The 23,891-nt window shown below is 48.7% G+C and carries 21 protein-coding genes, 1 pseudogene and 1 CRISPR repeat array; of the genes and pseudogenes, 13 read left to right on the forward strand and 9 right to left on the reverse strand.

Translation table 11 applies throughout. The annotated features are described in order from the left end of the window. A CRISPR array of direct repeats spans positions 1–564; the repeat unit is 19 nt; unit sequence GGCGGCTGTGTGTTGAAAC. 209 nt (positions 565–773) lie between these two features. The 3 genes and pseudogenes from HMPREF3139_RS11305 to fghA form a co-directional block, all read left to right on the forward strand. Next, a pseudogene (locus HMPREF3139_RS11305) lies at positions 774–1,034 on the forward strand (CRISPR-associated helicase/endonuclease Cas3); the annotation flags it as partial. Positions 1,035–1,154: 120 nt separating this feature from the next. Further along, the gene (locus tag HMPREF3139_RS09050) at positions 1,155–2,264 is read left to right on the forward strand and encodes an S-(hydroxymethyl)glutathione dehydrogenase/class III alcohol dehydrogenase (RefSeq protein ID WP_199900366.1); all 1,110 of its coding nucleotides are present in this window, start codon (positions 1,155–1,157) and stop codon (positions 2,262–2,264) included. 8 nt (positions 2,265–2,272) lie between these two features. After that, complete coding sequence (fghA, locus tag HMPREF3139_RS09055; RefSeq protein ID WP_070461660.1) at positions 2,273–3,100, forward strand: S-formylglutathione hydrolase; 828 nt, start codon at positions 2,273–2,275, stop codon at positions 3,098–3,100. 152 nt (positions 3,101–3,252) lie between these two features. On the opposite strand, the gene rtcR is transcribed toward fghA, so the two are convergent. Beyond that, on the reverse strand, positions 3,253–4,881 hold the full coding sequence (rtcR, locus tag HMPREF3139_RS09060) for an RNA repair transcriptional activator RtcR (RefSeq protein ID WP_070461661.1): 1,629 nt from the start codon (positions 4,879–4,881) through the stop codon (positions 3,253–3,255). Between the two features lie 1,118 nt (positions 4,882–5,999). On the opposite strand from rtcR, the gene HMPREF3139_RS09065 reads away from it, so the two are divergent. Together HMPREF3139_RS09065 and HMPREF3139_RS09070 are read left to right on the forward strand one after the other, a co-directional pair. After that, positions 6,000–7,574, forward strand: a complete 1,575-nt coding sequence (locus tag HMPREF3139_RS09065) for a vWA domain-containing protein (protein ID WP_070461662.1) — start codon at positions 6,000–6,002, stop codon at positions 7,572–7,574. Positions 7,575–7,663: 89 nt separating this feature from the next. Then, positions 7,664–9,142 (forward strand): RNA ligase, encoded by a 1,479-nt coding sequence (locus tag HMPREF3139_RS09070; RefSeq protein ID WP_070461663.1) that lies wholly within the window; start codon positions 7,664–7,666, stop codon positions 9,140–9,142. Between the two features lie 32 nt (positions 9,143–9,174). Here the strand turns inward: HMPREF3139_RS09070 and HMPREF3139_RS09075 are convergent, their stop codons facing one another. After that, a complete protein-coding gene (locus HMPREF3139_RS09075; RefSeq protein ID WP_070461664.1) occupies positions 9,175–9,618 on the reverse strand; it encodes an RpiB/LacA/LacB family sugar-phosphate isomerase in 444 nt (147 codons plus the stop codon). Positions 9,619–9,707: 89 nt separating this feature from the next. Between HMPREF3139_RS09075 and HMPREF3139_RS09080 the strand changes: the two genes are divergently transcribed. The 6 genes from HMPREF3139_RS09080 (at position 9,708) to HMPREF3139_RS09105 (ending at position 14,619) form a co-directional block, all read left to right on the forward strand. Beyond that, positions 9,708–10,361, forward strand: a complete 654-nt coding sequence (locus HMPREF3139_RS09080; protein ID WP_070461665.1) for a metallophosphoesterase — start codon at positions 9,708–9,710, stop codon at positions 10,359–10,361. A 137-nt stretch (positions 10,362–10,498) separates the two neighbouring features. Beyond that, complete coding sequence (gene nudB, locus HMPREF3139_RS09085) at positions 10,499–10,963, forward strand: dihydroneopterin triphosphate diphosphatase (protein WP_070461666.1); 465 nt, start codon at positions 10,499–10,501, stop codon at positions 10,961–10,963. 84 nt (positions 10,964–11,047) lie between these two features. Further along, positions 11,048–11,581 (forward strand): inorganic diphosphatase, encoded by a 534-nt coding sequence (locus HMPREF3139_RS09090; protein ID WP_003678634.1) that lies wholly within the window; start codon positions 11,048–11,050, stop codon positions 11,579–11,581. Between the two features lie 169 nt (positions 11,582–11,750). Beyond that, positions 11,751–13,508, forward strand: coding sequence for an assimilatory sulfite reductase (NADPH) hemoprotein subunit (gene cysI, locus HMPREF3139_RS09095; RefSeq protein WP_070461667.1), 1,758 nt, complete (start codon positions 11,751–11,753; stop codon positions 13,506–13,508). Between the two features lie 259 nt (positions 13,509–13,767). Beyond that, entirely contained in the window at positions 13,768–14,172 is a 405-nt protein-coding gene (locus HMPREF3139_RS10780; protein WP_264081763.1) for a CdiA family toxin C-terminal domain-containing protein, read from the forward strand. Between the two features lie 15 nt (positions 14,173–14,187). Then, positions 14,188–14,619, forward strand: coding sequence for a hypothetical protein (locus HMPREF3139_RS09105; protein ID WP_039406457.1), 432 nt, complete (start codon positions 14,188–14,190; stop codon positions 14,617–14,619). A 53-nt stretch (positions 14,620–14,672) separates the two neighbouring features. On the opposite strand, the gene HMPREF3139_RS09110 is transcribed toward HMPREF3139_RS09105, so the two are convergent. The 6 genes from HMPREF3139_RS09110 to HMPREF3139_RS09135 form a co-directional block, all read right to left on the reverse strand. Further along, positions 14,673–15,260: a hypothetical protein gene (locus HMPREF3139_RS09110; RefSeq protein ID WP_070461669.1), complete on the reverse strand. Its 588-nt coding sequence runs from the start codon at positions 15,258–15,260 to the stop codon at positions 14,673–14,675. Positions 15,261–15,350: 90 nt separating this feature from the next. Next, complete coding sequence (locus HMPREF3139_RS09115; protein ID WP_070461671.1) at positions 15,351–15,857, reverse strand: hypothetical protein; 507 nt, start codon at positions 15,855–15,857, stop codon at positions 15,351–15,353. Positions 15,858–16,306: 449 nt separating this feature from the next. Next, entirely contained in the window at positions 16,307–18,097 is a 1,791-nt protein-coding gene (locus HMPREF3139_RS09120; RefSeq protein ID WP_070461673.1) for an assimilatory sulfite reductase (NADPH) flavoprotein subunit, read from the reverse strand. A 190-nt stretch (positions 18,098–18,287) separates the two neighbouring features. Then, positions 18,288–18,611 (reverse strand): DMT family transporter, encoded by a 324-nt coding sequence (locus HMPREF3139_RS09125; protein WP_003678624.1) that lies wholly within the window; start codon positions 18,609–18,611, stop codon positions 18,288–18,290. A gap of 27 nt (positions 18,612–18,638) precedes the next feature. After that, positions 18,639–19,508, reverse strand: coding sequence for an ABC transporter six-transmembrane domain-containing protein (locus HMPREF3139_RS09130; protein WP_070461674.1), 870 nt, complete (start codon positions 19,506–19,508; stop codon positions 18,639–18,641). Positions 19,509–19,519: 11 nt separating this feature from the next. Beyond that, positions 19,520–19,945 (reverse strand): MarR family winged helix-turn-helix transcriptional regulator, encoded by a 426-nt coding sequence (locus HMPREF3139_RS09135; protein ID WP_070461676.1) that lies wholly within the window; start codon positions 19,943–19,945, stop codon positions 19,520–19,522. 179 nt (positions 19,946–20,124) lie between these two features. Here HMPREF3139_RS09135 and yddG point away from each other — a divergent pair, with 179 nt between their 5' ends. Beyond that, positions 20,125–21,039 carry an aromatic amino acid DMT transporter YddG gene (gene yddG / locus HMPREF3139_RS09140; RefSeq protein ID WP_070461936.1) on the forward strand — a complete coding sequence of 305 codons (915 nt, stop codon included), beginning with the start codon at positions 20,125–20,127 and terminating at the stop codon, positions 21,037–21,039. A gap of 129 nt (positions 21,040–21,168) precedes the next feature. Next, entirely contained in the window at positions 21,169–22,479 is a 1,311-nt protein-coding gene (locus HMPREF3139_RS09145) for a sulfate adenylyltransferase subunit 1 (protein WP_070461679.1), read from the forward strand. A gap of 71 nt (positions 22,480–22,550) precedes the next feature. Here HMPREF3139_RS09145 and glyA read toward each other — a convergent pair whose 3' ends face one another. After that, positions 22,551–23,801, reverse strand: a complete 1,251-nt coding sequence (gene glyA / locus HMPREF3139_RS09150; RefSeq protein ID WP_070461681.1) for a serine hydroxymethyltransferase — start codon at positions 23,799–23,801, stop codon at positions 22,551–22,553. Positions 23,802–23,891: the final 90 nt, after the last annotated feature.

The raw sequence follows: 23,891 nt of genomic DNA on the forward strand, positions 1-23,891 counted from the left end.
AGCCGCCTTTAGGCGGCTGTGTGTTGAAACGGGGCGGAGGAAGGCAGATTTTGCAGTTTCTCCACCCAGCCGCCTTTAGGCGGCTGTGTGTTGAAACGTCATTTAGAGGTAAAGCCAGATATAAAAATGGACCCAGTCGCCTTCAGGCGGCTGTGTGTTGAAACTTGTGATTCCTCTAAAGAACAACCGCAAAAGACAATCAGCCGCCTTCAGGCGGCTGAGTGTTGAAACTTTTAATTGTTGCAGCAAATTAACCAGCTTATAGAGTCAGCCGCCTTCAGGCGGCTGTGTGTTGAAACTTCGCGCATCAGGCGCGTGCCGATGCGCGTGAACCCAGCCACCTTCGGGCGGCTGTGTGTTGAAACCGCAAGGGCGATATGATCGTGATTTCCAACCGTCCAGCCACCTTCAGGTGGCTGTGTGTTGAAACCGCCCATGATGCTAAAGCAACCTTGGAAAAGCTTGACAGCCACCTTCGGGTCGCTGTGTGTTAAAACTCTAGCAGCTACAAACTTTATGCCGACCTATCCCGTCAGCAGCCTTCGGGAGGCTGTGTGTTCAAATATCGTCCAAGCAGGCCGCTCTTCTTTTGATCCTTCGCTTTCCGAGGCCTTAGTGAAAGCAGTAGAGGATATTAGAAGCAAGTTATAAAGGTTAATCAATAACAATGCCGTCTGAAAAAGTTTCAGACGGCATTTTTTCTATTTACATATTAAATTTAATATCATATTATCATTGCATATGTATCAATTTGAATTTTTTAGAATTTCAATATGAAACCCCTAATTTACTACGTCCATTCCGTCCAATATGAACTCGGCAATCTCTTACCTTACGAACATTGGCAAACCTTATAAAGCGATTCGGTAAATGTTGGCGAAATGGTGGCGGAGTTTGCCCGAGTTTTTGGGGCACAGGAAATTACCTGTTAAACGGGACAGATTCATGACTTAGGGAAATATTCGGAAGCCTTTAATTATCGATTGCATGGCGATCCTTCAGGTGATCATGCTACCGCCGGAGCGAAAATTGCAAAAATGCTTGCTTTAGAGTGGAGGTCAAAGTATAACCTGTGGTTATCTTACTTAGGCTAGATAACTTTATTAATGAATTAAAAGGCAAAAATAATGGAAACGAAACAAACCAATTCAACCATCAAATCGCGTGCGGCGGTGGCATTCGCCCCAAATCAACCCTTACAAATTGTGGAAATCGACGTAGAAATGCCGCACAAAGGCGAGGTGTTAATTCGTAACACGCACACTGGCGTGTGCCACACTGATGCATTTACGTTATCAGGAAGCGATCCGGAAGGCGTATTTCCTGTGGTGCTTGGGCATGAAGGTGCGGGTGTGGTCGTTGCTGTGGGCGAAGGTGTGTCAAGCGTAAAACCGGGTGATCATGTCATTCCTCTTTACACCGCTGAATGTGGCGAATGTGAGTTTTGCCGTTCAGGTAAAACTAACTTGTGCGTCTCAGTGCGTGATACACAAGGTAAAGGTTTAATGCCGGACGGTACGACGCGTTTTTCTTATCAAGGTCAGCCGATCTATCACTATATGGGCTGTTCGACCTTCAGCGAATACTCAGTTGTTGCCGAAGTTTCACTGGCAAAAATCAACCCAGAAGCCAACCACGAACAAGTATGTTTGCTCGGCTGCGGCGTTACTACAGGTATTGGTGCGGTACATAATACGGCAAAAGTGCAAGAAGGCGACTCTGTTGCCGTGTTTGGCTTGGGGGCGATTGGTTTGGCGGTGGTGCAAGGTGCGCGTCAAGCCAAAGCGGGTCGCATTATCGCTATTGATACCAATCCTTCAAAATTCGAGTTGGCAAAAAAGTTCGGTGCAACGGATTGTTTAAATCCGAACGATTACGATAAACCGATCAAAGATGTGTTGTTAGACATCAATAAATGGGGCATTGACCATACCTTTGAATGTATCGGCAATGTAAACGTAATGCGTCAAGCATTAGAAAGTGCGCACCGTGGCTGGGGACAATCCATTATCATCGGCGTAGCGGGTGCGGGACAAGAAATTTCAACTCGTCCGTTTCAGTTGGTAACAGGTCGTGTTTGGAAAGGCACGGCATTTGGTGGCGTGAAAGGTCGCTCTGAACTTCCGAAAATGGTGGAAGATTCAATGAAAGGCGACATCCAGTTGGAACCATTTGTGACCCACACAATGACACTCAATCAAATCAATGAAGCCTTTGAGTTAATGCACGAAGGTAAATCGATCCGCGCTGTTATTCATTACTAAGGTATGCGATGAAACTGATTGAACAACATCAAATTTTTGGTGGTTCGCTACAAGTTTGGGCACATGATCCCCAAACGCTTCAATGCGAAATGAAATTTGCCGTCTATTTGCCGGATAATCCAGAGAATCGACCGCTTGGTGTGATTTATTGGCTTTCCGGCTTAACGTGTACGGAACAAAATTTCATTACCAAATCGGGCTTTCAGCGTTATGCGGCAGAACATCAAGTGATTGTGGTTGCCCCCGATACCAGCCCTCGCGGAGAGCAAGTGCCGAACGATGCTGCTTATGATTTAGGGCAGGGTGCGGGTTTTTATCTTAATGCGACCGAGCAGCCTTGGGCGACGAATTATCAAATGTATGATTATATTTTGAATGAGTTGCCTGGTCTGATTGAGGAAAATTTCTCTACCAACGGCAAACGTTCCATTATGGGACATTCAATGGGCGGACATGGCGCATTGGTATTGGCACTGCGAAACCGGGAACGTTATCAAAGTGTTTCTGCCTTTTCGCCCATTTTGTTGCCAAGTCTCGTGCCTTGGGGGGAGAAAGCCTTTTCTGCCTATTTAGGAAAAGATCGCGAAAAATGGCAGCAATATGATGCCAACTCGCTCATTCAACAAGGCTATAAAGTGCAAGGTATGCGCATTGATCAGGGCTTGGAAGATGAGTTTTTGCCGACACAATTGCGTACCGAAGATTTTATTGAAACCTGTCGTGCGGCAAATCAACCGGCCGATGTGCGCTTCCACAAAGGCTATGATCATAGCTATTACTTCATCGCCAGTTTTATTGGCGAGCATATTGCCTATCATGCGGCATTTTTGAAGTAAACCAAAGAAGTGATTCGTGAATCGACCAAACGTTGGTATGAACGTTAATTTTTTATGTTAACGAAAATAAAAGGCATCGGATTGATGCCTTTTATTTTTTTATAAATGATGAAAAATGATGCTATCAAAATGAGCTAGCTTGCACACTCTATTCAAATATCCCCCCATTCCAGTCCAAACCGTTGCAAATACTTTCTCAATCGGTCGCTGTCATTGACTTTTGCCCTTTCTGTTCGGGAGACGTTGAACAATGCACGACCAGCAGCGGCCATGTTGGGGTGTTTGCGGCATTCATCGATAACGTGTTGCAGTTGTAGTTTGTCGAACAAATCCAATGTGTCCCAATCGACTTTATCGGGGTAGTCTTGTGCTTTTTCAGACGGCCTTTTATGTAGGAGGCCGTCTGAAAAGGGTTCTTCCGACCATAACCATTTGAGGCGTTCGATTTCGGCTTGGACTTGTTCTACCTGTATCCTGCCTTGAGGTGCGAGTGTGGCCAGGCGCATGATGCTGGCGGCGAGGTCGCGGAAGTTGCCGCGCCATGGTGCTTGGTCTGAGTGGGAGAAGTCGAGGTAGGCGGCCAGGGCTTCTTTGTTGAAGCGGGTGGTTCGGCCGAGTTCTTGCGAGGCTAGGGCAAGCTGGTGTTCGACGTTGGGCTCGATGTCTTCGCGACGATTAGCGAGTGCAGGCAGTGGGTAATTCCAGATGTTGATGCGGGCGAACAGGTCTTCGCGGAAGCGTCCGGCGCGGATTTCGTGGCGCAGGTCGCGGTTGGTGCCGGCGATGAGTTGGAAGTCGCTTTTGACTTCGCTGTCGCTGCCGACGGGATAAAAGTGTTTTTCTTCAATGGCTTTGAGCAACATGGCTTGCTCGTCTAAGCCCAATTCTCCGATTTCATCTAAAAATAATACGCCGCCGTCGGCAGTTTTTAGATAGCCTTCACGTTTTTCTGCGGCGCCGGTAAAGGCGCCTTTTTTGTGGCCGAACAGGGCAGATGCCGCGCCGTCGCCGCGAAGGGTGGCGCAGTTTACATCGATAAATGTGCCTTTAATCAGATGGCGCGCTTTTTTCAATTCAAAAATCCTGCGTGCCAACATGGATTTGCCTGCGCCTGTCGGGCCGGAAAGCAGAATGGGGGAAGGGGAGTTGAGTGCGACTTGTTCGATTTCGGCAATCATGCGGTTGAAGGCGGCGTTTTGGGTGGAAATGCCGCTTTTCAGGTAGCGCACTGCATCGTCGCGTACGGCGGCAAGGCGTTCGGCCAGTACATCGTAACGAGCCAAGTCCAAATCGATGATTTCATAACTGCCGACATTGCCGTCCTCCATACTGCGTCTTTGGTTTTTGGGAGGGGCGGTTTGTAACAGTACGCCGGGGATTTGACGCGATTCCACCAATAAAAACAGGCAGATTTGGGCAACGTGTGTACCTGTCGTGATGTGGGTGAGATAGGTTTCTTCTTCTGTATCAAATGGATAGCTCGCCGCCCAATCGTGCAGCTTGGTATAAACCTCGGAGAAGTCCCACGGGTTTGCCAGCTCCATAGGCACGAGATTGACGACTGTGTGCGGCGATACCTGCTGAATATCGGCTTTTACATGATCAGCCAGTTCGCGGTATTTTTCCGCATAAAACAGCTCCATGCGGTCAAGATGAAAATCCTGACGCTGATTCATGGCGACATTCGGCCGCCACTTCTGCCAACGCCCTTGACCGAAACCGCTGTCCAATACCGTACCGAGAAAGCTGACGGCGACTTGTTTTTTAGGGATAGTATTCATGTTTCAGACGGCCTTTAAATTATTTTTTCCAATACAAATTTGCTGTTTATTTAACCGCAAGCATTTGTCCAAATCATCGAATCTCATTATATATCCTTATATATTTTATTTTCTATATAACTATCTATAAATATATTTTTTAGTATTCTACGCTTCTTGTCGATAAAAGCTACTTTAAAATATATTTTCTTTATATTCAATCAATTAAAAATTATTTTTATAAAAATTTTATTCTTGGCACACTGTTGGCTGTGTTGTGAATGTAACGATACAGCAGATGCTTCGGGAAATACAGTTACCGGAGAAAAATTTTCCGTAAATTTAGTTGCTGTGTGGTTACAGGGCGAATGCCAACAAGACTACATTTGGATTAACAGGTTCGAATCCTGTCTCGTCTGATAGACGTTGAACGTCTTGTTTATTTAGTCGCCCACCCTTTTCCAATATGGCAGGCAAATGCCTGGGGAAACTACAACATGGATATCCTTATGTCGCAGGTTCGAGTCCTGTCTCTGTTGTTCCAAATAGCAGAGTAGCTCAGTTGGTAGAGCCAAGGCATGTTTCCCTTAAAAACTTGTTGCGTGCCATATTACTTTTACGGCAGCAGGCGGATGCTTGAAGAGAGTACATTAACTTATCACGTTAAAACCGTTTCTCTTCACTTTTAGCCGCTACGCTGCCACCCATGCAAGGCCGTCTGAAATATTCAGGCGGGCTGATATAAAAACTGTTTTTGGTGCAAACGGCAAATGCCGGAGGAATTAAAGCCTGCTAAGCGCGAGGTCGCGGGTTCGAGTCCCGTCTCTGCCGCCAACTATGGCAGAGTAGTTCAGTGGATAGAGCGCGTAAAAATTTCTCCACTCTTTGTTGCCCAATGTACCACCCCTTATGGGCGAATGCCATTAGGATTACATTCCTTCCTTGCTACAAACCCGAATGATCCTAATTAAACTGGTCGCCCTACGGCAGTAGGCGGATGCCCGGAAGAGAATACATTAGCTTTCAGTTAAAAACGCTTCTCTTCATCTTTAGCCGCCACACTGCCACCCATTCAAGGCCGTCTGAAAAACAAAGCTAAAACAAGTTCAGACGGCCTCAAACCAACAATATGAAAGAAAATGAAAATGGCTAATACTACCTTGTTTCAATCGATTAAAAACCGTTTTACTAAAACCGATACCTATAATGAAGCCGGCGGCATCGCCTACACGCTGACGTCCAAACAACAGCTGGCCCAACTTGCCGCTACCGGTTGTCTGAACAATACCTACTATGCCGATGCCCAAAGTCAGCTTGACCAAGTGTTGAAATTGGCAGAAAGCCTGGATGCCGAGTTTATCGCCAAAACTGCCGTATATGCCCGTCAAAAAGGTTTGATGAAAGATATGCCTGCGCTGTTGCTTGCCGTGTTGGCGCAAAAAGACGTGAACATGCTCGCCCGCGTATTCGACCAAGTAGTGGACAACGGTAAAATGTTGCGTAACTTCGCACAAATTATCCGTAGCGGAGCAGTCGGCAGAAAATCTTTCGGCAACCGTCCGAAAAAGCTGATGCAGACTTGGCTTTTGACTGCCACCGAAAAACAACTGTTGAACGCCGCCATCGGCAATTCGCCGTCGCTGGCAGACGTGGTCAAAATGGTGCACCCCAAACCGCGAGAGGCATGGCGTGCCGCATGGTTTGCATGGCTGATCGGCAAACCTTACGATCGCGAAGCATTGTCGCCCATTACCCGTGCTTTTGAAGATTACAAACAAAGCCGAGAAGGCGAATTGCCCAACGTTCCTTTCCAAATGCTTACAGCTTTAGACTTGAACTGCGGTGACTGGGCGCAAATCGCCCGCAACGGCTCATGGCAGCAGGTTCGCCAAAACCTGAACACTTTCCTGCGCCATGAAGTATTTGCCAAAAGCAAAAACATCAAAATGGTGGCAGAAAAACTGCGTGACGAAACCGCCATTGCCCGCGCCCGCGTCCTGCCTTACCAATTGCTGACCGCGTATCAGGCAACATCTGACCAAATGCCGTTTGAAATCCGCGAAGCCCTGCAAGATGCGATGGAAACTGCCGTACAAAACGTACCGGCAATCCAAGGCAAAGTCGTGGTTTGCCCGGATGTATCCGGCTCCATGCACAGCCCGGTTACCGGCTATCGCGGCAGTGCGTCCACCAAAACCCGCTGCATCGACATTGCCGCACTTGTGTCCGCTGCCATGTTGCGTACTAATCCGCAAGCCCGCGTGATACCGTTTGAGCAAATCACGGTAAACGTGAAGCTCAACCCACGCGACAGCATCATGACCAACGCCGAAAAACTCGCCAATATCGGTGGAGGCGGAACAGCATGTAGCGCACCGCTTGCCATGTTGAACCGTGAAAAAGCTGAAGTGGATTTGGTCGTCATCGTGTCAGACAACGAAAGTTGGGCAGATGACAGCCAACGATGGGGTGGTAAAACCAGTCTGATGAAAGAATGGGACATCCTGAAAAAACGCTGTCCCGAAGCCAAACTCGTTTGCCTGGATATCCAGCCTTACACCAAGGCTCAAGCACGAAACCGTCACGATATCTTGAACATCGGCGGCTTCTCCGACCAAGTGTTTGCCCTGATTGGTTCCTTTGCCGAACGAGGTATGGGTACAGATTTCTGGGTAGATGAGATTGAGAAAACGCCGCTGGCAGCTGTGAACTGAAGCTAAGGCCGTCTGAAAAAAGGGTAGAAATATTTTTTCAGACGGCCTATTTATTCAGGACAAGCTGAGAACAAGAATAAGGAAACAAAATGCAAAAATTTATCTTAATACGCGGTCATCAGGGTTCGGGAAAATCGACTTTTGCCGAACAAAAAGCCGCCGAATTTAAAGCGCAGTATCAGGATGCGGAAGTTGTCCGTATTGAAAACGATTTGTTTATTACCGATGAATACGGTGAATATCGTTGGTCGGGCGAAGCGGTGGATAAGGCGCAGAAATGCGGCAATGCCTTGATGACTGAAACCTTGAGACTTGGACGCCAAAATCCGAATCGAAATATTTTGATCATTAATTCCAATACCAACCAAAAAGCTTCGCGTTGCCGCCATTTGTTGGATTTGGCGAAAAAAAGCGGTTTTGAAACAGAAATCTACCGTATGCACAATTTCTATCCCAACCTGCACGGTGTGAAAGAGCATGACGTGTTGGCGGCTTATATCAAGTTGAACCAAAACCGCGTGGCAAACGAAATCCACGTCGATGCCGAGCAGCCGGCAAATGCGGAGCAGTTAGAAAAAATCGAACAGATGCAGGCTATCGAGCATAAGCCGCTGGTGTTTGATGAGGCGCAGCAAACCTTTGTGACCGATCACTATCTGCAACACAGCAGCCGTAACTTTACTGCCAAAGCATCCAAGCGTTATCCCGAATTGCGCGTGTTGAAATACGCCCGCAGCGTGTTCTACAACAATCGCTTTGATGATGCTTTGCTGGAAATGCGCGGTTTGATTATCGATGCGCATAATCGAATCATCGTGCGCCCATTTAAAAAAGTGTTCAATTATTCGGAACGTATTGCCAAAGGCAGCCGTTATCCGATCCGAATCAGCGATGAGAGACTGGTGGATGCGGTCGTAAAAGTAAACGGCTTCCTTGGCTGCTGCACTTTCGTCTCGCTTTCAGACGGCCACCCGTCCCACGGCGCGGCGTTTGACGGCAAAGTGCTGTATTCGACTACCGGTTCGCTTGATAGCGCGTTCGCGGACATGACCGCCGCACACTGTGCGCAATACGAAACCCTGTTCCGCGCTTATCCGAACCACACTTTTTTGTTTGAAATCACAGACGCAAAAGACGTGCACATCATCCGCGAAGAATTGGGGGAAACCTTAATCGGCTGCATTGACGTGGCGACAGGCCGTCAGTTTACCGAAGCCGAATTGGACGAAATTGGCAAGCAATACGGCGTTCGCCGTCCTGAAATGTTGAAAAACATCACATTCGGCGAGCTGAAAGGCCGTCTGAAAAATGTGGAACACGAAGGCTTTATGGTATTTGATGCACAAAACGGCGAAATGCTGTTCAAACTCAAATCGCCGTATTACCTGATTTCCAAGTTTCTGGGACGAAGCAACGAGGGCAACATCGGACGCAAGCTCGACAAACGCCACGTCGACGAAGAGTTTTACCCTTTAATCGACCACATCCGCGAGCATCGCGAAGCGTTCAACGCCATACCGGAATTGGATAAGATTGCGTTTATCCAAGCATTCTTGCGGCAACTGTAAGGCCGTCTGAAAATATATGGAGCAACATGTATTTATTTTCCGCGCTCGTATGCTTCAATTTCGCCGACTTTAGGTGCATAGCCGCTGTTTGTGTCGTGACGCAAGTCCAACCAGATATCGACCAATGCCCAAGCGGCCGGAGCGGCAATCACGTTTTGCCCCATACATAAAACTTGCGCGTTATAGTTTTCCACCGAGCCGCGGACAGTAAGCAAATCATGCGCCGTTGCTGCCCGTATGCCGCGCACCTTATTGGCGGCGATTGCCGTGCCCACGCCGGTGCCGCAAATCAACAGCGCACGGTCGGCACGTCCTGCCGCGACTTCTTCGGCCGCGGCAAACGAGAGTTGCGGATAGGTTTCTTCTGGCGAGGATAAATCGACCAAGCTGCTGACGCGCGGGTCGTTTTGCAGATGCGCTTTGAGCGCGTCTTTCAATATTGCGCCGTTGGCCGGCGCGGCAATAACCAAACGCATAAAAACTCCTTGAAGCATATAATAATAAACATTCCTCAGCATACGCCCGCGCGTGATACGATTCAAGCTTGCAACGCAGAGAGCACGGCATGAGCAAAACCTACTTCACATCAGACCTACATTTCTCACATAAAAACATTGCCAAATTCTGCCCGCAATTTCGACCGTTTGATAACGTGGAGCAGATGGATGAATTTTTAATCCAAACGTGGAATGAAACCGTTACGCCTGAAGATACGGTGTACAACTTGGGCGATTTTTCCTTTGCCCAAGACCATAAGCAGATAGAGCGCGTTTTGTCGCGTTTGAACGGGCAGCATCACTTGATTTACGGCAATCATGATCATGTGATTCGGCAGCATGCCGATTTTTTCCGCAGCCAAACCAAGCATGACGGCCATCCGCTGCTGTCGTCCATACGGCCGTATTTGAAACTCAAATTGCCGGAAATTAAGAATACGCTGGTTCTCTTTCACTATCCGATACAGGAATGGGACGGCTGCTATCAGGGTTGGTATCACTTGTATGGCCATTTGCATGACAGGGTGGCGGAAATCAAAGGGCGTGCTTTAAATGTCGGATTCGATTTGCACGGCCGCTTTTTGACGGCAGAAGATGTCGATAAGTTTTTGTGTGATTTGCCTAAAATTTCGTATTTTGGCGAAGCAGGGTTGAAGGCCAAGTCGCCGGAAGAAGCAGCAGAGCTGGTGTCTCGGAAACTGGCGCAATTAAATCAGGTATAATTTCAGACGGCCTTTGCGGATTTACGGCAAAGGCCGTCTGAATATCAATTTCCCATTTTTGAGTGATACATGGAAAACCTTTTGGTTTACTTACTACAAAAAATCAGCCTCCCCAACCAAACCGGCAAGGACAAGTCATGAGCGGTAAGCCTTTGAAGTATCCCGTTTCCGCTTTGGTTGTCTTGCATGATGAAGACGGCAATATCCTGCTGATTGAACGCACGGCGCCGCAAGGTTTTTGGCAGTCGGTTACCGGCAGCTTGGAAGAAGGCGAGCGTATCGAAGAAACCGCATGGCGCGAAGTGTGGGAAGAAACCGGTATCCGCCTTGCAGACGGTCTGCTGGAAAACTGGCACGACAGCACCGTTTATGAAATCTATCATCACTGGCGCCATCGCTATCCCAAAGGTGTGTTTGAAAACCGCGAACACATCTTCTCCGCCCAAATTCCGCGTGATACGCCCATTGTCCTGCAACCGGACGAACACGTTGCCTACGGTTGGTTTGGTGCGGAAGAAGCGGCGGAAAAAGTGTTTTCGCCTTCCAATAAACGCGCAATTTTAGAATTGATTAAAAGGCTGAATGCCAAAAAGGCCGTCTGAATACGACAGTTTCACATTTTCAGACGGCCTTGGGTTTGCTATACTTTCGCCGTTTGACTCTCTTTAAAATCAAAGGAAACCATCATGGCAGACTTCAACAAAATCCTGACCCCGGGCGATGTGGATGGCGGCATCATCAACGTTGTCAACGAAATCCCAGCGGGCAGCAACCACAAAATCGAATGGAACCGCAAACTGGCCGCTTTCCAACTCGACCGCGTTGAACCGGCAATTTTCGCCAAGCCGACCAACTACGGCTTCATTCCGCAAACTTTGGACGAAGACGGCGACGAATTGGATGTATTGCTGGTGACCGAGCAGCCTTTGGCAACCGGTATTTTCCTGGAAGCACGCGTTATCGGCGTGATGAAATTCGTTGACGACGGCGAAGTGGACGACAAAATCGTCTGCGTTCCGGCCGACGACCGCAACAACGGCAACGCCTACAAAACTTTGGCCGATTTGCCGCAACAACTGATCAAACAAATCGAGTTCCACTTCAACCACTACAAAGACCTGAAAAAAGCAGGTACCACTAAAGTTGAATCTTGGGGTGATGTAGAAGAAGCGAAACAAGTCATCAAAGAATCCATCGAACGTTGGAACAAACAAGCCTAATCGGTTTGTCCCGTCCAATATAAAGGCCGTCTGAAAGCAAAGTTCAGACGGCCTTTTTATGTTTCAAACCGATATAACAAAATCGTCTTTAAAACAAACAAACCATTCTTTCTCATTTTCAGACGGCCTCATTAAAGTAACGCCTATACCAAAAATAAGGAGTGCTTCAATGACTGCTACCACAACCGACCCACGAGCCAAGCTGCCTGAGACGCCTTTGTCCGGCAACGAAGCCTTGAAAGAGCGCAGCGATTATCTGCATGGCACGATTAAGGAAGAGTTGAAAGACGACTTTACCGGCGGCTTTACTGCCGACAACTTTCAGCTTATCCGCTTCCACGGCATGTACGAACAGGACAACCGCGATATTCGTGCCGAGCGTACCGAACAAAAACTTGAGCCTTTAAAAAACATGATGTTGCGTTGCCGTTTGCCCGGCGGCATCATTACGCCGCAGCAGTGGCTGGGTATCGACAAATTTGCCGGTGAAAACACGATTTACGGCTCCATCCGCCTGACCAACCGTCAAACCTTCCAATACCACGGTATTCTGAAAACCGATTTAAAACAGGCGCATCAGGCATTGCACAAACTTGGTTTGGATTCCATTGCCACAGCCAGCGATGTCAACCGCAATGTGTTGTGTACCAGCAATCCTGTGCAAAGCACTTTACATCAAGAAGCCTATGAATGGGCGGCGCGCATCAGTATGCACCTTCTGCCGCGCACCATGGCATATGCCGATGTATGGTTGGACGGTGAAAAAGTGTTCACGACCGAGCCGACCGAGCCGCGCAATAAAGAAATTGCCGATGAGGTCGAGCCGATTTTGGGTAAAACTTATTTGCCACGCAAGTTCAAAACTGCCGTTGTGATTCCGCCTGATAACGATGTGGACATTCATTCCAATGATTTGGGTTTCGTGGCGATTGCAGAAAACGGCAGGTTGGTGGGCTTCAATGTATTGGTCGGCGGCGGTTTATCCAGCGAACACGGCAATACCAAAACTTATCCGAACACTTCTTACGAATTTGGTTTCGTTCCGCTGGAATACACCCTCAATGCCGCCGAAGCCGTCGTCAGCACACAGCGCGACTGGGGCAACCGCAGCGACCGCAAAGCAGCGCGTACACGCTATACGCTGCAACGCGTCGGCGTAGATGTGTTCAAAGAGGAAGTCGAAAGGCGCATGGGCATTAAGTTTGAGCCCATTCGCCCTTACGAGTTTACCCATCGCGGCGACCATATCGGCTGGGTGCAAGGGCATGAAGGTAACTGGCATTTGACTTTGTTTATTGAAAACGGCCGCCTGCTCGATTATCCCGACAGACCGTTGAAAACAGGCATCCGCGAAATTGCCAAAATCCATCCCGGCGACTTCCGTCTGACGGCCAATCAAAATCTGGTGGTTGCCAACGTGCCGCCGGAATTAAAAGATACGATTGATAAAATCGCCAAAGAGCATGGATTAATCAGCAAATCGATTACCATCCAGCGTGAGAACTCGATGGCCTGCGTTGCCTTGCCGACTTGCCCGCTGGCGATGGCGGAGGCTGAGCGTTTCCTACCAACATTCTCCGATAAAATCGACGAAATGTTCGCCAAATATGGCTTGGAAGACGAATACATCGTTTTGCGCGTAACTGGTTGTCCCAACGGTTGCGGCCGCGCCATGCTGGCGGAAATTGGGTTGGTCGGCAAAGCCGTCGGCCGCTACAACCTTTACGCAGGCGGCAACCGTGAAGGCACACGCATCCCGCGTCTGTTTAAAGAAAACATTACCGAACCTGAAATCCTTGAAATTGTCGAAGGCTGGGTAGCAGATTGGTCTCGAAACCGTTTAGATGATGAAGGTTTTGGCGATTTCGCCATCCGTACCGGCATCGTCAAACCTGTATTGGACGCTCCGCGAGACTTTTGGGCATAACGCATACAAACAGACCTGACAAGTCTGCAATAAGAAAATAGAGAAAACCAAAGGCCGTCTGAAAATCTGATTTTCAGACGGCCTTTTATATTGGGAGCGTTTATATCCAGGAGTTAATCCTAGATTCATTCCAATACCAAGAGGGTTTGTAAAACAAAATACACCTATTACTAATGTCAAATACCCGGAAGGCATCAGTTTCGATACAAACCTAAAAAGACATCTGGCAAATGCTGATGGTTTTAGTCAAAAACAGGGCATTAAAGGAGCCCATAACCGCACCAATTTTATGGCAGAACTAAATTCACGAGGAGGACGCGTAAAATCTGAAACCCAAACTGATATTGAAGGCATTACCCGAATTAAATATGAGATTCCTACACTAGACAGGACAGGTAAACCTGATGGTGGATTTAAGGAAATTTCAAGTATAAAAACTGTTTATGATCCTAAAAAATTTTCTGATGATAAAATACTTCAAATGGCTCAAAAAGCTGCTTCACAAGGATATTCAAAAGCCTCTAAAATTGCTCAAAATGAAAGAACTAAATCAATATCGGAAAGAAAAAATGTCATTCAATTCTCAGAAACCTTTGACGGAATCAAATTTAGATCATATTTTGATGTAAATACAGGAAGAATTACAAACATTCACCCAGAATAATTTAAAGGAAAAATTATGAAAAATAATATTTTTCTAAACTTAAAGAAAAAATCTATAAATAACAACCATTTTGTTATTTCGATTTTTTTTGAAACAATTTACCAATTTGAAACTAAAGATACGCTTTTAGAGTGTTTTAAAAATATTACAACTACCGGACATTTTGGAGTAATAGGTGCTCAATATGAAAAAATAGATGCTACCAGATGGATTGGAGATTATGAAGAGGTAAATGGATTTGAGTATATTGATAAAGCTCCTTCTATTTATTTTTCAGTTGGAGATGATTTCAATCCTGAAGAATTAATTATACCTATTAATTTAGCATATCATTACTTTAATATTGCAATATCTGATTTCTTAATAGCTCACCCTGAATATCAAAAAAAGTGTAAAGAAATACAAAAAACATATTCTCAAACAAACTGTAGCCTGCATGAAACCTAAAATCCATGCGTAAAGTGTGTGCTTCAGCACGAAAGATGGAATATTAAACCGAATCAGCGACGGCGGCCAAAGCCCCGACCCATGCTTGGGCGGCGGTAGTTGGAAGGCTGACGCGCGGTTTCGCGGTAACGCTGTTGCTGTTGAGCGTTTTGTTGTTGCGCATTTTGCTGTTGGGCACGCAGGGTGCGCGTATTCAGCTGTTGGCTGGTGCGTCCGTTTGGACGTGCGGTTTGATAATAGTTGGTACGGGCTTGACGGGCAATCGGGCTGTTTTGATTGCGCGCCTGTGTGAATTTGTTGGCCAATGCGTTGCCGATAAATGCACCGGCTGCCGCGCCCACCAAGCTTTGCAGCAGCCAGCTGCCGGTGGATTGGTCGTAGATGTATTGTTGACCGTCTGTACCGGTTACCGGTTGGCCGTTGTTGCCGTTGGCTTGTGCCTCGGCAGGAATGGTGTCTTTCACGGCTTCAGGCGTGAGCTGGTAAACCGTATTGTCTTCTTGTTGGCCGTTTTGTTGTGCCAACTGTTGTTGCAATGCTTCGATTTGTTTTTGTTGTTGCTCAAGCTGCGCTTGGGTATTGTCTTTGCAGGCAGCGAGGGCAAAAGTGGAAAGGGCGGCTAAGGCAATCAGTTTTTTCATTGTTTTTCCTGAGAGAAGTTTGTCTTTGCCGAGATTTCGGCGGAGTGTGTTTGCCTAATATTAAACCATTTCCCTGTTTTTCAAGTGGTTTTACAAAATAATATTGGAAAGTTGCGCGGCAAATGCACGGCTGTTGGCGGCCAGATTGCCCAGTGTAGGCACCTCGTGTTCGGTTTCGATAATCAGCAGGTTGGCAGGGCGGCGGGTGTGCAGGGACATTTGCATTTCAGCGGGAGAGAAGGGCATGTGATGGCGTTTGGCGAAGGCTTCGGCGCGTTTGTTGGCGGTTTTGAGCATGGGCAACAGGGTAATGTCCAAATGGAAACGGCGTACGCCCAAAACCAAAATACGCGCCGCGAAGAAATCCGCTTCATCAGTAAAAACGCTGGGGCTGCTTTGATTGAAATCGTGACGCTCTGCGGCAATCAAAGTCGCGATGGTGCGTACTTGCGGAATTAAGGCTTCGCTGATGAGGTTGTCGGGCGTATCAGGCAAAGTGAGCGTGTTGGACATGCTGTGGTGGCTGTTGCTGTCAACGACCATGCGGCAGGTGTGTAACATTTGAGTTTGGCTGTGGATTTTAGTTGAAGCGGTCATGGCTGTATTCCTTATTTCTTAAAAATGGGTGGATTTAAGCGGCCATGGTGGGTATAAAAAAAGCCGCTCAAATGAGGCGGCTCTGATTTGCGTATTTTCAATTTGGTCTGTTTCAGACAAGCGCAAAAAAGTACCGCACGTTTGTGTGGTACCAATAGAAGAAAGTAGCGGAGCATTGCGCGGTTTGCATGATGAAAATACGTCTTTAATGTATAAAAGTATGGAACGTAGTTTAAAACAAGAAGGCCAGTAATTTCAATATCCAATCGATAAAACCCACCAATAAATCTACAAGTTGTTGTAATCCTTCCAATTTATTTTCTTTCGAGTGAGTCAAATTTGCATAATTATAATGCAAGACAAGATAAATTGATAACAATCCGAGCAAGTTCCTTAAAAAGGCCGTCTGAAATTCAGCTTTCAGACGGCCTTTATTTTGGCTTGTCCAATCAATAAACGTCGCGTTGGTAGCGTTTGTCTTCGCGCAGGTCGTTGAGGTAGTCCTCGGCTTCGTCGCGGCTGAGTTTGCCTTGGGTTTCGATGACTTCGATCAGGGCGTTTTCGACATCGCGCGCCATGCGTGCTGCGTCGCCGCAGACGTAGATGTGTGCGCCTTGTTGCAGCCAGTTCCAAACTTCGGCGGCGCGTTCGGTGATTTTGTGTTGGACATAGACTTTGTGTTCGCCTTGGCGGCTCCATGCGAGGTCGGCGCGGGTAAGGAGGCCGTCTTTGCGCCAATCACTCCATTCGAGTTGGTAGAGGAAGTCGTCAGCCAGGCGTTGGTTGCCGAAGAAGAGCCAGTTTTTGCCGCTGTCGCCATTGGCGGCGCGTTGTTGCATGAAGGAGCGGAAGGGGGCGACGCCTGTGCCTGCGCCGATCATGATGATGGGTGTATCGCTGTTTTGCGGCAGGCGGAAGTTGGGGTTGGGTTCGACAAAGACGCGGACTTCGCTGCCTTCTTCGAGGCGTTCACCCAAGTAGCCGGATGCTGCGCCGGTGTAGGTGTGGTCGTGGTGGTCGAAACGGACGACGCCGATGGTGAGGTGGACTTCTTCGCCGACTTCGTCTTGTGCGGAGGCGATGGAGTAAAGGCGCGGGGTTTGTGGGCGGAAGAGGCTGTATAGGGTTTGTGCGTCCAGTGGGTGCGGATAGGCTGCGAATACGCCTACGGGCGGTGTGGCGGCGAGGTAGGCATCCAGTTGGGCTTTATCTGCGGCTATGGCTTTGAGTTCTTCGTTGTTTGTTAATTCGGCGTATTGTTGGACGAATGCCGGTGTGTTTTGGGTGATGTCTGCGGATTCGGTCAGGGCGGTGCGGATGTCGGTTTCGCGGCCGTCTGAAAGTTGGACGGTTTCGCTGCCGGTCAGTTGGTTGAGGTCGAGGATTTCTTGAACGAGGTCGGCGGCATTCAGCGGCCATACGCCGAGTGCGTCGCCTGCCTGATAATACAAACCTGAGCCGCTGAGGTCGATTTCGATGTGTTCGACGTCTTTTTCTGCGGTGCGGGAGGTGATTTTTTGGCGCACGGAGAGGGTGGCTGTGTAGGGGTTTTCTTTGGTGTATGCGGTGCCGCTGCTTGGGGGGGCCGGGCTGTGTGCTGCGGTGTTTGCACTAGGGCTTGCTGCTTGGGCGGTCAATTCGGCGACTTTGGGTACGACGGCGGCTACCCATGCGTCGGCATTCGCTTGGAACTCTAAGTCGCAAATGCCCAAGTCGTTTAGACGGCCTGCGCCCAGTTCGGCAAATTTGGCATCAAAGTCTTTGCCTGCTTGGCAGAAGTTGGGATAGGAGGAATCGCCAAGGCCCAAGACGGCAAAGGTCAGTTTGCTGAGATCAGGTTTCTTTTTGCTGTAGATGAATTTGTACAGGGGCAGGGCTTCTTCGGGCGGTTCGCCTTCGCCTTGGGTGGAGGTAACCAAAAGGACGATGTCTTCGTCGGGCAGGGTTTTGCTTTTGAAATCGCCTGCGCTGCTGAGGCGGGCTTCTACGCCGGCGGCTTGAAGTTTGGCGTGTAGGGATTCGGCAACGCTGCGGGCATTGCCGGTTTGGGAAGCAGAGAGAACTAATACGCGGCGGCTGACTGTCGGAGCGGCTGTTTGCAGGGCAGATGGTTCGGCTACTACACCGGATACGCCTTGGCTTTGCGCCCAGCAATAGCCGGAGAGCCAGGCAAGTTGGGTGGGGGATAGTGTGGAGAGTTGGACGGAGAGTTCGGGTGGAAGCGGATTGGCTTGGCTCATTTGGATTCCTTTGTTGGACGGCTATAACCGATTGTTTGAATAATGGACAGTCGCCACTTTAAACAGGCCGTCTGAAAAAAGGAAAGAATGCTTGGTTTTAATTTAAGATGATTTCGTTATATTCGGGAAGGTATTAGGCCGTCTGAACAGGCATATTCAGACGGCCTTGGATTGGATAGAAACGAGATTTTCAGTTTCCGCTGGAGAGTTTCATCACTACGACGCCGGAGATGATGAGAAATGCGCCGAGCCAGCGGCCGATGTTGGCGGCATCGTTGAAAAATACAACGCCCACTAAAAACGCCCCTGCCGCGCCTATGCCTGTCCAGACGGCGTAGGCTGTACCCATCGGAATACTTTTTTGGGCAAGGTAAAGAAAGTATCCGCTGCCGACGATGCAGGCAAGCGCGGCTGCAAAGCCATGCCAGCGGTAGCCTTCCTGTTGTGCCAATTTTAAGCCCAATGGCCAGCCGATTTCCAGCATACCGGCTAAGATTAAATAAAACCAACTCATAATATATCCTGATGGTGTGTTAAGGTTTCAGACGGCCTTGGAAAGATTGTTTTCTTCCGAGAGTTCAACACGTTGTCCGATATCTTTTAGATTGGAGTATTGTTCGACCAAGCGCGGTACATCGTCCAAGCTCATTGCAAACATCCATAAGTAAGTGCTGACGGAATAGATATGGCCGGCGCTGCCATAGCCTTTAAGCGTCATGTGTATAAAGGCGAAGCCGAACAATACGCTCATCGCCATGCCGATACTGAGATAGCCTAAGGCTTCGCGGTTGGAAATCAGCACGCGTAGTTTGGCAACCCAGCCATAGTGGCGGTAGAGCTGATGCTCGTTGCCGTCGCGGATAAAGTGGTTGTCGCGTTCAAGCCGGTTGTTTAAACGGAAATATAGGTTTTCGCTGATGGCGGCAAAACGCGGCAGCAACCATAAAAACAAGGCAAGTATCGCGACAGCCAATACGCCCACCCAAAATTCCAGTATCAGCAACATCATACATGCACCGAAGATGGAGACCAGCGAAGTAGCAGCGATGGGAAGGTGTTCTTCAAAAAAACTAACAAACTCACGCGATAGGGCGACGCGTGCAGTAATGGCGGAATGCGGTACTTCTCGTTTGCGCTGTTCCAAGACAACCGGGACGGCTATTTCAGTATAGATCTGGGTAAATGTGCGCGTATCGGCTATCCTGCGGGCGGCACCGATTATCCACATTAATAAAACCACCACACCATACAACATTGCCTGCCAGACTTTGCCTTCCATAACTGCATTAATCGCCCAGCCGCCAAACACGGGATATACCAGTAAGAGCAGATTATCCAAGCCGACGAGAGAGAAGGTTGTGATGAGTTTGCGGCGGTGTGTTTGACCGATGTGTTTCAACATTTTCCACATGGTTGCCCTCCTTATTTAGAATTGAGGGTTTGCGCCATTAATTCGGCCAACGCGTCCAAATCGGTAAACAGTCGGGCTGCACGTTTTTCACCGAAGGAGGTAAAAATTCGTTTGCTGAATTCCTGCATGTTTTGCACCAATGGTGCAGTGGATTCTTTGCCTTGCTCGGTCAGTGACAATAAACGTTCGCGTTTGTCTTGTTCGCTTTCGTGAAATGTCAGCAAGCCTTGTTCCGCCAGCGTTTTGCATGTGCCGGAAACAGTTTGCTTGGGCAGGCTCCATTCTTCGCCTATGTATTTTTGAGTGCGGCTGCCTTCGGTAGCCAAGGTGTAGAGAACGGCGAAGGTATTGTAGTTGGTGTTTTGCTGTTTAATCCATTGGTCAAATGCGCTGTCTATATGGCTGATGCGCATACCGAGTTGATCGAGCTGATTCATAAATTGGTCTCAATATTGACTAATTTGATGCGGATTATAGTCATGTTTAGGACTAATTGCAAATAGAAGGCCGTCTGAAACAATCGTTTTCAGACGGCCTTGAAACCGTTAAAATAATTAATGTAGAAACGATATTTTCAAACTACGATAAACCTAATAACATCTTCAACACATACGCCATGATTCATTTCTTATCTCAAAACATCTCCTCTAAACAAGCCACTGCCATCGGGCTGCTTGCCGTTGCTTTGTGGAGCTTTGTCATTTCTCTGATACGCTCTTTGAGCCTGCATATGGGGGCAGTGGGCGGCGCGGCAATGATGTACACCCTGTCTACCGTATTGATTTGGCTGATTTTCGGCCGGCCGCATTTGCGTAATTACAACCGCAGCTATCTGTTTTGGGCGAGCGTGTTTTTTGTCGGCTGCGAACTGTGTTTGTCGCTGTCGGTCGGTTTTGCGCAAAACGCGAGACAGGCGGTGGAAATCGGCATGGTCAATTATTTGTGGCCGACGTTTACCATCGTCGGGGCGGTATATTTCAACAAACAGCCGTCAAAATGGTGGATAGTCATCGGCTTTGTGCTGTCGTTTTTAGGGATTGCCACTGTATTGGGCGGCGATGTCGGTTTGTCGGTTTCCGGTATTTACCACAATGTCCGCACCAATCCCGGCGGCTACATCATGGCATTTGCGGACGCAGTGTTTTGGGCGGCATATTGTACGCTGACGGCGCGCGTGAAAGCGGAAGGCAGCAGCGTCGGCTTCTTCTTTGCGCTGGTGTCTATACTGTTGTGGATAGAGTATTTTCTCAGCGGCGCGGATACGTTGAGTTTTGATTCTGTATCGCTCGGCTATGCCGTTGCCGCCGCGTCTTGTATGGGCTTGGGCTATGCAGTGTGGAATATCGGTATTTCGCGTGGCAACCTGACCGTATTGGCGGGTGCATCTTATTTCATTCCGGTATTGTCTGCGGTAGTGTCCTCGTTTTTGATCAGCGCGCCTTTGTCCATGACGTTTTGGCAGGGTGCGGGAATGGTGTGCTTAGGGTCGATTGTGTGTTGGTTGGCGACCCGGAGAAAACAGATGGCGTGAGGCAATATCCCATAGCTTCGCGATATAACGAAAACAGCTTTTTTAACAACCAAACATTCTTTCCCATTTTCAGACGGCCTGTTTAAAGTAGCAGTCAGTTTGAGAAATCACGAGAAATGGAAAAGAATCATGACCGCAGCTTCCGCTCCGCTTTTGCGCTTCATTACCGCCGGCAGTGTCGATGACGGCAAATCCACCCTCATCGGCCGCCTGCTCTACGACAGCAAAACCTTACTGACCGACCAGATTGACAAGCTTAACCGTGCTGCCGAAAACGGTGAAACGCCCGACTTTGCCAGCCTGACAGACGGCCTTGCCGCCGAGCGCGAACAAGGCATTACCATTGACGTGGCCTACCGTTATTTCGCCACGCCCAAACGCAAATTCATCATTGCCGATACGCCGGGACATGAGCAATACACGCGTAATATGGTTACCGGCGCATCGACTGCCGATGCCGCCATTATTTTGGTTGATGCCACACGCGTCGATTTTTCAGGTAATGAACCTGTCCTCCTGCCCCAAACCAAACGCCACAGCGCAATTCTGAAACTCTTGGGCTGCCCCAACATCATCGTCGCCGTGAACAAACTCGACTTGCTCGACTTTGACGAAGCCAAATATCAAGCCATTACCGAAGCCTACCGCAAACTGGCGGAACAAATCGGCCTCCAAGCACAAATCCACTTCCTGCCCATCAGCGCCTTGAAAGGCGACAATATCGTCAATGCCAGCAGCCAAACCCCGTGGTATCAAGGTTTGCCGCTTTTGCCTTTGCTTGAAAGCCTGCCTGTCAACCGTCAAAATGCCGCCGACCAAGCCGCGCACTTTCCCGTACAACGCGTGGCGCGCCAAGACGGCAGCAGCAGTGACGACTTCCGCGGCTATCAAGGCAGATTGGAAGCGGGTCGTCTGAAAGTGGGCGATGAAGTCAAAGTTTTACCCAGCGGCCATGTTGCCAAAGTTGCCGAAATCTATAATGCCAACGGTAAAACCGAATCTGCCGAAGCAGGGGAAGTGTTGACTGTTGTTTTGAATACGGACATCGATATTTCACGCGGCAACAGCATTGTTTCAGCCGACAGCGGCATTGTTCCCGAACAACAATTTCAAGCCGCGCTTTGCTGGTTTGACGATATTCCGCTCAATCTGCGCCGCAAATATTTGCTGAAACACACGACCCAAACCACGCCCGTAAAAATCAGCGAAATTGCCTACGTTTGGGACGTCAATACCCTCAGCCGGGTCGAATCCGCCGAAACGCTCAAGCTCAACGACATCGGCAGCATCAGCTTCAAAACCCAGCAGCCGCTCGCTGCTGCCGCATACGAAGACAACCATGCACAAGGCGCGTTTATTTTGATTGACGAAGCCACTAACCATACTGTCGCGGCAGGCATGATACGCAAAGTCAGCAAAGCAAACAGTTTTGAAATTTAAAAGAAAAGTTGAAATAAAAAAAGGCCGTCTGAAGTTTCAGACGGCCTGTTATTTTATCCAAGGCGAAATGTTTATGCGCCGTAAACCGGATATTTATCGCACAAAGCAGTTACTTGTTCGCGGACTTTGGCGAGATTGGCTTCGTCTTCAGGGTTGGCCAATACGTCAGCAACCAAGTTTGCCAATACGCGCGCATCGGCTTCGTTAAAGCCGCGTGTAGTCATGGTGGCGGAGCCGATGCGGATGCCGGAAGTAACGAATGGTTTTTCCGGATCATTCGGGATGGCGTTTTTGTTGACGGTAATGTGCGCTTTGCCCAAAGCGGCTTCAGCGGCTTTGCCGGTGATTTTCATCGGTTGCAGGTCAACGAGGAAAACGTGGCTTTCGGTACGGCCGGAAACGATGCGCAAACCGCGTTTAACCAACTCTTCCGCCATAGCGGCAGCATTGATTTTCACTTGTTTTGCGTATTGTTTGAACTCAGGTTGCAACGCTTCTTTAAACGCTACGGCTTTGGCAGCAATAACGTGCATCAACGGTCCGCCTTGCAGGCTTGGGAAGATGGAAGAGTTCAGCGCTTTTTCGTGGGTATTGTCACGGCACAAAATCACACCGCCGCGAGGGCCGCGCAGGGTTTTGTGGGTGGTGGTGGTTACGAAGTCGCAGAATGGCACGGGGTTAGGATATTCGCCGCCTGCAATCAGACCGGCGTAGTGCGCCATATCGACAAAGAGGTATGCACCGACTTTATCGGCGATTTCACGGAATTTTGCCCAGTCGATTTGCAACGCGTAGGCAGATGCACCGGCCACAATCATTTTAGGTTTATGTTCAAGAGCCAAGCGTTCCACTTCGGCATAATCGAGAACTTCGTTTTCATCCAAACCATAAGTAATGGCGTTGTAGAGTTTGCCGGAGATGTTAACGCTTGCGCCGTGGGTCAAGTGGCCGCCGTGTGCCAGAGACATGCCCAAAATGGTGTCGCCCGGTTTCAAAACAGAAGCATACACGGCTTGGTTGGCTTGGGAGCCGGAGTGCGGTTGAACGTTGGCATAGGCGGCGCCAAACAGTTCTTTTACGCGGTCAATCGCTAATTGTTCAACAATATCAACGTATTCACAGCCGCCGTAGTAGCGTTTGCCAGGATAGCCTTCAGCGTATTTGTTGGTCAATTGCGAACCTTGGGCTTCCATGACGGCACAGCTGACGTAGTTTTCAGAGGCGATCAGCTCGACGTGGTCTTGCTGGCGCTTGTCTTCTTGGGCGATGGCTGCTGCCAAATCGGGGTCATATTGTGCGAGGGTAACGCTTTTTGAAAACATGTTCTCGATTCCTTTGTGATGGGCTGAAAATATAGGATGGAGTGCTGCGAATTGGTTCAAGATGAACTATTTTTCTTGCATTGTCAACAA

The organism is Neisseria sp. HMSC15G01, assembly GCF_001808255.1.
In the GTDB taxonomy this organism is placed as follows: domain Bacteria; phylum Pseudomonadota; class Gammaproteobacteria; order Burkholderiales; family Neisseriaceae; genus Neisseria; species Neisseria subflava_A.

Bases quoted from the DNA above. Each gene is read 5' to 3' on its own strand.
- fghA (WP_070461660.1), top strand. From the start codon at position 2,273: ATGAAACTGATTGAACAACATCAAATTTTTGGTGGTTCGCTACAAGTT.
- rtcR (WP_070461661.1), bottom strand. From the start codon at position 4,881: ATGAATACTATCCCTAAAAAACAAGTCGCCGTCAGCTTTCTCGGTACG.
- HMPREF3139_RS09065 (WP_070461662.1), top strand. From the start codon at position 6,000: ATGAAAATGGCTAATACTACCTTGTTTCAATCGATTAAAAACCGTTTT.
- HMPREF3139_RS09070 (WP_070461663.1), top strand. From the start codon at position 7,664: ATGCAAAAATTTATCTTAATACGCGGTCATCAGGGTTCGGGAAAATCG.
- HMPREF3139_RS09075 (WP_070461664.1), bottom strand. From the start codon at position 9,618: ATGCGTTTGGTTATTGCCGCGCCGGCCAACGGCGCAATATTGAAAGAC.
- HMPREF3139_RS09080 (WP_070461665.1), top strand. From the start codon at position 9,708: ATGAGCAAAACCTACTTCACATCAGACCTACATTTCTCACATAAAAAC.
- nudB (WP_070461666.1), top strand. From the start codon at position 10,499: ATGAGCGGTAAGCCTTTGAAGTATCCCGTTTCCGCTTTGGTTGTCTTG.
- HMPREF3139_RS09090 (WP_003678634.1), top strand. From the start codon at position 11,048: ATGGCAGACTTCAACAAAATCCTGACCCCGGGCGATGTGGATGGCGGC.
- cysI (WP_070461667.1), top strand. From the start codon at position 11,751: ATGACTGCTACCACAACCGACCCACGAGCCAAGCTGCCTGAGACGCCT.
- HMPREF3139_RS09105 (WP_039406457.1), top strand. From the start codon at position 14,188: ATGAAAAATAATATTTTTCTAAACTTAAAGAAAAAATCTATAAATAAC.
- HMPREF3139_RS09110 (WP_070461669.1), bottom strand. From the start codon at position 15,260: ATGAAAAAACTGATTGCCTTAGCCGCCCTTTCCACTTTTGCCCTCGCT.
- HMPREF3139_RS09115 (WP_070461671.1), bottom strand. From the start codon at position 15,857: ATGACCGCTTCAACTAAAATCCACAGCCAAACTCAAATGTTACACACC.
- HMPREF3139_RS09120 (WP_070461673.1), bottom strand. From the start codon at position 18,097: ATGAGCCAAGCCAATCCGCTTCCACCCGAACTCTCCGTCCAACTCTCC.
- HMPREF3139_RS09125 (WP_003678624.1), bottom strand. From the start codon at position 18,611: ATGAGTTGGTTTTATTTAATCTTAGCCGGTATGCTGGAAATCGGCTGG.
- HMPREF3139_RS09130 (WP_070461674.1), bottom strand. From the start codon at position 19,508: ATGTGGAAAATGTTGAAACACATCGGTCAAACACACCGCCGCAAACTC.
- HMPREF3139_RS09135 (WP_070461676.1), bottom strand. From the start codon at position 19,945: ATGAATCAGCTCGATCAACTCGGTATGCGCATCAGCCATATAGACAGC.
- yddG (WP_070461936.1), top strand. From the start codon at position 20,125: ATGATTCATTTCTTATCTCAAAACATCTCCTCTAAACAAGCCACTGCC.
- HMPREF3139_RS09145 (WP_070461679.1), top strand. From the start codon at position 21,169: ATGACCGCAGCTTCCGCTCCGCTTTTGCGCTTCATTACCGCCGGCAGT.
- glyA (WP_070461681.1), bottom strand. From the start codon at position 23,801: ATGTTTTCAAAAAGCGTTACCCTCGCACAATATGACCCCGATTTGGCA.